Here is a 3106-nt window from a genome sequence, read left to right on the forward strand (position 1 = left end):
GCCCGACCAGCGCCTGGCGCAACTGGCCGACGGCAGCCGGGTGGCTTACGACTATCTGGTGGTTGCCGCCGGTATCCAGATCAACTGGAACGCCATCGAAGGGCTGGAAGAGACTCTGGGCCAGCACGGGGTCACCAGCAACTACCGCTACGATCTGGCCCCCTACACCTGGCAGTTGGTCCAGCAGTTCAAGGGGGGTACAGCCATCTTTACACAGCCTGCCGGTGCCGTGAAATGCCCCGGCGCTCCGCAAAAAGCGCTGTACCTGGCCGCCGACCACTTCCGCCGCATCGGCGTCAAGGCTGAGAGCCTGCAGTTCCGCACTGCGGGTGCCAGTGTCTTCGGCATCCCCTTCTACGCGCAGGCGCTGGACAAGGTCATGGCTTCGTACGAGGCGGATCCGCACTTTGGCAGCAATCTGGTACAGGTACGCGGCGCAGAGCACATCGCCGTATTCGAGACCGTGGTGAACGGCGAAAAAGTGCGCGAAGAGGTGGCCTACGATCTGCTGCACGTCGTACCGCCCCAGTGTGCGCCCGACTTCATCCGACAGAGTGCCCTGGCCGACGCCAACGGCTGGCTGGAGGTGGACAAGCACACCTTGCGCCATCCCCGTTACCCCAACGTCTTCGGGTTGGGCGACTGCACCTCCTCCCCAAACAGCAAGACGGCAGCCGCCATCAAGGGCCAGGCGCCCGTACTGGTGAGCAACCTGCTCAGCGCCCTGAACAGCAGCGCGGGCAACATCGAATCCTACGACGGCTACGCCGCCTGCCCGCTCACTACCTCACGCGGCAAAGTGCTGCTGGCCGAGTTCACCTACGGCGGCACCATTACGCCCAGCCTGCCGCTCGACCCACGCGTGCCACGCCGCTTCTACTGGTGGCTCAAACGGTCCTTTCTGCCCTGGTTCTACTGGAACATTCTCATCAAGGGGCGCAGCCTGCCGGCGACGCACAAGTCGCGCAAGTTCCCTGTGGGGGTGCCTTCGGTGCAACCATAGTCGGATCGAGCAGGCGAGTGCGATGGGTTTTTGAAGTAAACTTTTTGTCTTTTAATAAGTTGACATCAAACTCCCATGCACCTGCCATTGCCAAAGAACCGCCCTGTGGAGGCCGGTCCCGGCGTCACAGAGGATCACGCCTGGACGTTGGAAACGATAGAGGCCCTGTTCGACGAACCCTTCATGGCTCTGCTGGCGCGCGCCCACGAAATCCATATGGCCCGCCACGACCCGCACGCCGTACAGCTGTCCACGCTGCTATCGGTCAAGACGGGCGGCTGCCCCGAAGATTGCGCCTACTGTCCGCAGGCACAGCGCTATCACACGGGCGTCGAGGCACAAAAGCTGCTGGAACTGGGCGAAGTCGTGGCCAGCGCCCGCGCCGCCAAGGCGGCAGGAGCCACCCGCTTTTGCATGGGGGCCGCCTGGCGCGGCCCCAAAGACCGGGATATCCCCAAAGTTGCCGCCATGATCCGCGAAATCAAGGCACTGGGCATGGAGGCCTGCGCCACCCTCGGCCTGCTGGGCGAAGGTCAGGCCGAAGCCCTGAAAGCGGCCGGCCTGGACTACTACAACCACAACATCGATACCGCACCCGACTACTACGGCGAAATCATCCACACCCGTGAATTCAAGGATCGCCTAAACACACTGGACCAGATCCGCCAGGCGGGCCTGAAGACTTGTTGTGGCGGCATCGTCGGTATGGGCGAAACGCGGCGCCAGCGGGCCGGCCTGCTGCATGCGTTGACCTGCCTGCCACAAGCGCCGCAGTCGGTTCCCATCAACCAGCTGGTACCGGTGCCGGGCACACCGCTCGCAGACGCCAGGCCGCTGGATCCGTTCGAATTCATCCGCACGATCGCAGTGGCGCGCATCGTGCTGCCCGATTCCGTCGTACGCCTGTCGGCCGGGCGCCAACAGATGAGCGACGAAATGCAGGCCTGGTGCTTTTTTGCCGGCGCCGGTTCCATCTTCGTGGGCGACAGACTGCTGACAACCCCCAACCCAGCCGAGGACCACGACCTGGCGTTGCTCAAGCGCCTGGACCTGCACCCCATGGACCGCCCGCCCACAGAAGGCGGCACTCTGCAGGAAACCACTCTCACACGCGTTCACTCGTAGCCGACGGACCATGCGGGCTTCAACAGCGTACTATTCAGGCGCGTCACAGATCGGAGTGCGACGAATGGCACCTCTTATCCCCGCATAAAATGCGGGGAATAACTTGCTCGTGCGGAGAAAGTACCCCATAATCTCCGCATGAGAAGCGGCGGTTACAAATACATTTGGCAGGCTAGCGACTGGCCGACTTGGCGCTATGACCTGGTGGCGCTTGCTGGGCCCATGGTGCAGGTGAGTCGTGCCCAGGGACTCTTGATGGGGCGCCTGGCGGATGTGGGCATGGCGCTGCGCGCCCAGGCGAGCCTCGCCGCACTCACCGAGGACGTAGTCAAGACCAGCGAGATCGAGGGCGAGCAGCTCAATGTCGAATCGGTGCGTTCGAGCATCGCGCGTCGACTGGGCGTGGACATCGGTGCCCTGGCTCCGGTCGATCGTCACATCGAAGGTGTGGTCGAGATGGTGCTGGACGCCACCGCCAACTGCACAACCTCGGTCACTCGGGAGCGGTTGTTCGGCTGGCATGCCGCGCTGTTTCCCACCGGCTACTCAGGCATTTCCAAGATCAAGGTCGGCGGCTGGCGAGACGATGCCAATGGCCCGATGCAGGTGGTATCCGGTCCCATCGGCCGCCAGCACGTGCATTTCGAGGCGCCGCCCGCCGATCGCCTGGAGTCTGAAACCAGCCGATTCCTGGACTGGCTCAATAGCGCATCAAGCGAACCGCCGCTGCTCAAGGCCGGCCTCGGGCATCTCTGGTTCGTCACCCTGCACCCGTTCGACGATGGCAACGGACGTATCGCTCGGGCCATCGGCGACCTGCTGCTGGCACGTGCCGACGGCAGCCCACAACGCTTCTATAGTTTGTCGGCGCAGATCCAGCGGGAGCGCAAGGCCTACTACGACATCCTGGAGCGGACCCAGAAGCGATCGGTGGACGTCACCGAGTGGCTCGCCTGGTTCCTCGACACGCTCCATCGC

The 3106-nt window shown here is 63.5% G+C and carries 3 protein-coding genes; all 3 read left to right on the forward strand.

Annotated elements, in window-relative coordinates:
• Nucleotides 1-1003: FAD/NAD(P)-binding oxidoreductase (locus tag EPN31_RS05555; protein WP_291770604.1), on the forward strand; the 1003-nt coding region annotated here is incomplete at its 5' end.
• A gap of 75 nt (nt 1004-1078) precedes the next feature.
• Nucleotides 1079-2128, forward strand: a complete 1050-nt coding sequence (bioB, locus tag EPN31_RS05560) for a biotin synthase BioB (protein WP_291770605.1) — start codon at nt 1079-1081, stop codon at nt 2126-2128.
• A gap of 138 nt (nt 2129-2266) precedes the next feature.
• The coding region (locus EPN31_RS05565) for a Fic family protein (RefSeq protein ID WP_291770606.1) at nt 2267-3106 on the forward strand (840 nt) is incomplete at its 3' end.

Source organism: Castellaniella sp. (genome assembly GCF_004321985.1).
In the GTDB taxonomy this organism is placed as follows: domain Bacteria; phylum Pseudomonadota; class Gammaproteobacteria; order Burkholderiales; family Burkholderiaceae_B; genus Castellaniella.

Coding starts and splice junctions, on each gene's coding strand:
- bioB (WP_291770605.1), top strand. CDS start 1,079: ATGCACCTGCCATTGCCAAAGAACCGCCCTGTGGAGGCCGGTCCCGGC.